The sequence below is a fragment of the Anaerophaga thermohalophila str. Valhall genome, from assembly GCF_000250735.1.
Classification (GTDB): domain Bacteria; phylum Bacteroidota; class Bacteroidia; order Bacteroidales; family Marinilabiliaceae; genus Anaerophaga; species Anaerophaga thermohalophila_A.
The window spans coordinates 1-7,245 of record NZ_AHZV01000086.1 but is presented as its reverse complement, the minus strand read 5'-3'; the positions used below and the strand labels follow the sequence as shown (position 1 = coordinate 7,245).

The window sequence follows — 7,245 nt, the reverse complement described above, 5'->3', positions numbered from 1 at the left end:
TAAGAGATAAAAACAATCTCTTTGCCGTCGGGTGAGATATGCGGGAACCAGTCGTTATACCGGTCAAAAGTGAGTTGCTCCTGCTCAGAACCATCCGGGCGCATCCGCCATAATTGCATCGTCCCTGTTCGGGCCGAGTTGAAATAAATGTATTTACCGTCAGGCGAATATTCAGAACCATCGTCCAGGGTTTTCTGGTTCGTGAGCTGAATTTCTTCACCACCATCGGCCGGAATTTTGTAAATATCATACTGCCCATTGCGTTCTCCTGTGTATACCACATATTTTTTGTCGGGTGACCATCCATGCAAATAGGAAGGACTCTTAGCTGTGATTCGTTGTGGTGTCCCGCCGTTAACAGGAAGACGATAAATAACAGAATTCCCGTTGTCTTCCTGCGAATGATGACTGATACCAATCGTTTTACCATCGAAAGTAAGTACATGGTCGTTGTTATTGCTGGTGGCAAAGCCGGTATTGACAGGCTGTGGTATGCCGCCACGAGGCGGGATCCTGAACAGGAGACCTTCACTGTTGTAAATCAGATATTTGTTGTCAGGGGTCCAGTTGGGCGCTTGAATTGAGATTGGTGAGGTATAAACAATTTTTCTTTGACCTGTGCTCATTTCCATCACTTCGAGATGGCTTCCCAGGTAGTCCTGATAAGGCACCAGATCGGCCGGGGCCGGTTTTACAAAGCGTACATTGGAAAAAGTAACAGTTTCGGTGGTTGTGCTGTCGTGCGAACAGACAAACAATCCGGCCATTACCTCATCTTTAAGTCCTGCGGCTTCCATTTTTATTGTGCTGAAAGGTTCTCCATACCTTGCTACCGACATCAATAAAGTATCGCCACGTCTTTCAAGCTGAATAACATCCGGTGATTTGACTTCGGATTGCCTTTCACGGGTTTCTCCATCCTGCTCTTCGCGGAATTGGAGCGAAGTCAATCCGTCACCATGCACCACGGCACTATAGTGGGGAGAACCCGCTGTTTTATTTTCCCGAAGCATCCAACCGGCTTTCCGGTGCGAATGTTGCCCTTCACCTTCGAACTTAATGCGAGCCCGGAGAATAAAATCACCGGAAACTCCTCTTACCTTAAATCCCGTAGCATTTTTAATCTTCCGGGCCCATTGCGAGATTTCAGGGAAGGTGGCAATGGTGGTGGCAGCCGAATGTGAGAGCCGGATGCCACAATGCAATGATATGCTGTAATATTCATTTCCTTCAACGGTAACTTTACCGTTGGGTAGTGTGGTGTATATGAAAGTTTGTTTCATAGCGTCTCTGCGTTTAGGATTATTTTAAGATGCAAATGCGGCACAGTAATTCTGCCAGTGATCAATCGTATATGTATCCTGGAATTTGGGGTCGGCATCATTGCCTGCAAAAGTCCGGCTAACGGTTACTTTAACGGTTTTGCTGAAAAACAGTATTTCCACTTTTACCGATAAAGTAGCACGGCCTTTCAGCTGACTGCTTCCGGCAATCACAAGCCCTTCTTCTGTAGTTTTCTCACCAAGTGCTTCATAAACCATTTCGAGGTAGAACTCAAGGGTTACCTTGATAAGACCTATGATCGATAATCGTCCTGTCATCCTTATGTAGGCAGTCATCGATTGCTTGTTAATGTCGTCCTCCATAATGAGCGTGTAATAAATACCGCCCATTACCTCGACAGAACCGCTGGCAACACCCACATTAAGAGAAATGCCTGCACCAAATTCAAAAGCGGCATCAAGACGGGTAAGCCCCTGCATGGTGGTTTCCATCAGGAAAAATCCGCCACCGCCAAAACAGGAGACCATCAGCTTAAACGGATTCTCTTTGGCACAGAAATTAAATCCCAGCTTTAATGGGTCTTTATTGAAGGGCAGCATCAGTTTAGCACCAAGCATCATATTGGAGATGGCCAGAATACCCACTTCCACATTGGGAAGCGGGAAATTGTAGCCGGCTACGACACCATTGTCTGTAATATCGATATATGGCCCGGCCGAAAACTGGTCGGATTTAAGAACACTCTGAAGGCTGTTTACAAACGAAAGTGAGCCGATTAGTCGTATGGGAATGGTTTCAAACTTAACATCGACACCGGTTTTTTCACTGGTTCCCGACTTGAAAGCCATCTTCTTAAAATTCAACTGTAGAGAGTCGGCTACCACAATTGAAAATTTATTGATGGATGCATTGACATCGAAATCGGGCGGTTGTTTCAAATCCAGTGTCTTGGTGAGTTTACTGTCGAGCGAAACATCAATGCGGTCTTTCGACTCATCCAGATTTTTTATGGAGAATAAACTACCGGCACTGTACGATTCTTTTGTTTTGGGTTTCCAGTGATATTCCACAACAACTTCATCGCCTTTAACCTGGAATTTTACGTTGGGGATTTCCGGGATGGCATCAACCACCATTTCGGCAACCTGTGATGCCAGTGTTTTAATCAGACTCTGAACATCAAAAAGCTGTGATGCCATGCCAAGACCATTGATAACCGCAGTTATTTCTGTTCCGTCCAATCCGTTATTCTTAAAGGCATCGACCAACTGCAGCATTTTGTCAACCGCCTGGCTGATCTCAGAATTTACCTCAATCCCAGCCTCCGAGAGCTTATTCTTAAGCCCCTGTGGATTCGAAATAAAACCGGTGATGTCTTCAATCTCTACATCATTCGACTGGATTTCCTTACCAATAGCAATGGCTTTTTCCAGCGTATCCTTCAGATCACCCGGCACGGAAATGCCATAAGCTGCCAAAGCATCGGCAAGTTTCTCAGAATCCTGAAGCACACTGACAATGTCGTTGTTGTCGAGCAAATCGCCCAGGATTTCAAGTAAAACATTGAGCTTTTTCAGCTCGCTGTCGATCCTTGCCAGCACCATCAAAATCTTGTTCTGTAGCTCTTCAATCTGCTCGCGAATATCTTCAATGCTGTTCTTTATGGTATCAACGGCAGATGACAAATCAACATCCGGGAGAAGAAGATCAACAAAATTGATGATGCCGAATATTTTTGGCATATATTCTTCTGCCAGACTGAATATTTCATTGACCTGAACGACCAGCTTTTCAAGGTCTTCAATTTTGTTACCGGTAATACCTGTCAGTTTGGAAAATCCCGAAACTGCCATGTTGGGTGTCAGAAGTCCCCCGCTTTTTTCGCTGTCGCCAAAAACAAGGGACGGCTTTTCGTTTTCAATTACTTTCGCAAATACCATTGACAGGTTGTTGTCGTCAACAAGACTGATGCGAACGGCATTGCGTTCCCCGGTAAGTTCCTCAATCTGCCGCACAAAAACGGAAGCTTCCTTAACTTCAGGATAAAAATTGACCATATTAACGAAGTCGCCTTTCCCTGCAGCGAACATGATGCTTTTGGTTTCGAAAGAAGTATCTCCGGGAACCAGACTGCGGGCATAGGCAATCGAGCGGGAGGCCGGCGAAGAGCTGAAATAATCCCAGCCCTGATTGTTGTAATGATCGACTACGGGGTGATGGTCAGTAAGGGCTCCGTCCACAAATGCCAGGGGAACTTCCATTCTAACCGGATTTCCGGAAGCATCATCGGCTTCTATTTTGAAAGGATCGGGCTCGGAAGTATCCTGTGGCTGATACAATTCAAAAACTCCGGTTTTAACCTCCACATCATGTATTTTTTTCTGAAGGTCCTTGATTTCGACCCGCTGAAACGGGAAGGGGACAAACGAAGCATTTTCAGCCTGGCCGAAGAATAGTTCGGGCTGTGTAACTTTAATATATACACGCTTGATCAAGACAGCCGATGATACGTTATTGATCACCCTCATCTCTCTGTTGACCACAGTAATTTTGACGGCTTTATGTCCAAAGGGGAACAGGTAACCGCGGCGAACCACTTTGATAAAATGATCACGTCCCATGGTTGCACGCTGATCCCATGCCACAAGTCCCGTACTTTCAACAGCTGTATCCATTCTGAAAGCGTAGTTGAACCAGGCTCCCAGTCCCGATAACATCAACTGATTGGCTTTTACAGGGCGGGGTGTTATTTTACGGGTACCGAGGTTTTCTTTTAATCCGGTATAGTTGGAAGTCAGGTGAACCAATTCATGAAAATCGCGCGGCTCCGGAATGTTGTTGAGATTGTCATCTCCTGAAACCGGACCGGCTTCTACTGTTTCATTGGCCCACTTACTCCACAAGACCCTGACGGTTTTCAGGGCGTTCAAAGCGCTTTCGTCCACTTCACCCGAAGCCAGTTTGATACCCATGCGGGTGTGCCACAATTCGAACAGTTGACCCGATTTTTGTATCAGTAATCCGGGGGCATTGATCAGAAGCGGGGAGACAACATTTTTGTAACTCCGTTTTAAAGTTCTGCCTGTTTGAATGCCATCCCCGGGCTGTTGCAGTTCCACCTGTGTTTTCGGCTTTGTTGATTTCTGATTTAATGGCAGGGGGGTAACATTCAACCGTTTTACCTGACGCGAGGGGTCCATTCGTAAATCACGGGTAGTTTTTGCAGGAACCGTTGTTCCCTCGCCTTCTAGATTGACACTCTGAACGCTGTCTTCACTGTATTCATCAAATTCGTCACGTAACAGGAAAGAGTGATTAAATCCTGCAAACTGGTTTGGAGAAATTTCTGCGTATGTCGGAGCCTCAATAGATGTTTCGTAAACCGATGGGGGTTTCATCTCTAACAGATTCCGCATAGCGCCTGTAAGCGATTCTGCCACACTTAACTCAATTTCAGGAGTGGCCAGCACATTTTTTAATTGGTTGTCAGATAATGTCATCGTAGCTGCCCCCCGTGGTGTTGATGACATGGCCACTTTAACCTCCATGGCACTCATTGGCTTTGCACTTGTCCTTGCCGGAGTGGTTACTTTCTCAATGGTCTTTACTCTGCGTGAAGCAAGGGGTGCAATAACCGGCCGGGTTTTCATTCTTTTTGAAATGCCCCGGGCACCAAGTGGAATGGATATATTTTGAAGCGTGGTTTTAATCTGGCTAATGGTGGAACTGGTATTAAACCACCGGGCCCTGTAGTTAACCTGCAAATCGAACTGATTCCAGTCGAGCAGATTTTCCAGAATAAGCGGAATGGCCGGATGCCCGGGAGGAACCTTAAAAACCAGGCGACTGCTGCCGGCACGGATAAAATCAACCGGTACATTTTTCGTTCCAAACTCGTTGAAGGCCCGTTCTCTTAAGTGCTGGGATGGGAAATGTACTATAAGAAATGCCGGGCTTTTGGTGTCATCAATTTCGAGAATGTTGTTCTCAAGCTTAAAGTTGACAAATTCAAATTGAAGATTCAGGAAGTCTTCAGGGCGTATCAGGTTAAATTTGATGGCTTCCTGTAACTTGAACTTCACCCTCATCGACTGTCTGTTGACATAGAGCCAGTTGACACGTTCCTGCTGCCGGGGGCGATTGAGAATGCCAATATTTTGTATTTCTCCGGGTTCCACTTTCTGAGGTCGCGTTCTGATAACAGGGTCCTGTGGATGCACTTCAACCTCAACCGGAGATAAATAAGCGGCAGGTAATGACCGTGCCCCATTCACCGGGATAAGTGTTTCGGTAAGAAGGGCTTTACAGTTGAGTTCTTTAACTTTTTTCCCTTCACCGAAAAGACTAAAAAAAGCAGTTGATGAGCCGGCCAGCGCAAAAGCAGCATTGGGTGCGCCGTACCATTGGGCATTGTCACCCAGATCAGCTACCAGGCCAAATGGTTCAGATTCGGGTTGATATTCTTTGACAAAGCGACTGCGATAAAGGGCCAGCCCCGATTGGTCGGAAACTTCTGTCTGATACCGGGTATGACTTTCAGTTGATGATTCATTACAGGCCCATAAAATGGCGGTTCCCGCATCATCACCAAGTGCAATGCCTGTTGATGAGAACGGATAGTTGGCTATCTGCAGCTTGCCTTTCTCATCTGTGTTTAACCCTGAAAGTGCTTCAAATTTATCCAATGGTTCATTCAGGGTGATCCAGGCTGAAGGTTTATGTTTCTTCATTTCCACCCAGTAACTGTCTGCCGGAGCATAAGGTGAAAAAGCAATTTGTTTATATTTTTCTTCACTGTTGAATACATTTAAAGTCACCGGCTTGTCTGGGATAACATCTAATTGCCATTTGTTGTCCAACAATACCTGACCGGCCGGAATGCTGAGCGTATCCCCAGAGCCAAAATGCATCTGTCTGGCATGATGGTTATATCCGGAAAGTTGCTCTTTCCCTTTTAGCCAGGGAAGAAAAGGAACTGTTTTGTTAATTCCAAGATGCGTAAACTTTACCTGCATCTTCCATGTTCCTGTTTCATGACTTATGGCTGCTTTGAAATCAGGCCGGAAGCCACTGTAAGAATAAGTGGCATGGCGCAACACCAGGAAAAATCCCTGTTCTGATTCGCGGTATCTGAGTACAGCATTTTTACCGAAAACAGCAGGGTCTATTTCCCAGGCCACCTGCCGGTTGTATATAAATTGTATGGCTTTTCCTTTTCGGCGAATCTCAAAAGGTGATGAAAAAGCTTTACCCAGAACTTTGGCCATTGGTGATAACCCGATCAGGATGAGTGACAATCGTTTAATAGCAGTTCGCCTGGATGGAGATGAAGGGGCGGAATTGATTTTTAGATTTCTATCCAAAAACTTTTTGGTATCCAGGAGATTGAAGTTTTTCCGTAGGTACATAGACATCTCTTTTTATGAGCTGTCCGAAATAGTAGCTATCATTGTTATCTTGGTCACGGTGAAAAATTTCAAAATATTCATTCTGAAATTCTTAACTGCGTTCAGAATGACAATTTTTTTGGCCTTTTGGACAGTCTCGTCAGTAAAAATGAATAACAGATCATATTATTAAACAATACTCCGTTAAACTTTTACAAATGTTTGGTAATTGATTGTTTACACAATTAATGACACAAATCATAACTTTCTCATGATAAAAACTTTGCGTCATTACTTCTCTGCGGTTAGACTTTTTTTAACGGACTATTTATAAAAAATTCTCCCGTGAATCCTCCGGCAAAATTCCGGTCTGTCAGATATTTTCAGGATTATTCCGGGTGGAGCAATTCTTGAAATCTTAATACTAAAAATTACTATGTCAAAAATATAGTGTCTCAGAAGGCCTATGAAGATGATTTACAAATGATTCAGTTTAAAATAATGTTTAAATATAAAATCAATGCTACAGAATGTCAACCGGTTTTTTACAAACAAAAAAGTTTTTCTTCATTAT

2 protein-coding genes are annotated in these 7,245 nt (G+C 44.5%); both read right to left on the bottom strand.

Going from position 1 to position 7,245, the window contains the following annotated elements:
- Positions 1 to 1,283 (bottom strand): TolB family protein (locus OQ5_RS20230; RefSeq protein ID WP_016776239.1); only part of this gene is annotated, 1,283 nt, incomplete at its 3' end.
- Positions 1,284 to 1,307: 24 nt separating this feature from the next.
- A complete protein-coding gene (locus OQ5_RS0103870) occupies positions 1,308 to 6,692 on the bottom strand; it encodes a coiled-coil domain-containing protein (protein ID WP_044107481.1) in 5,385 nt (1,794 codons plus the stop codon).
- Between the last annotated feature and the right edge of the window lie 553 nt (positions 6,693 to 7,245).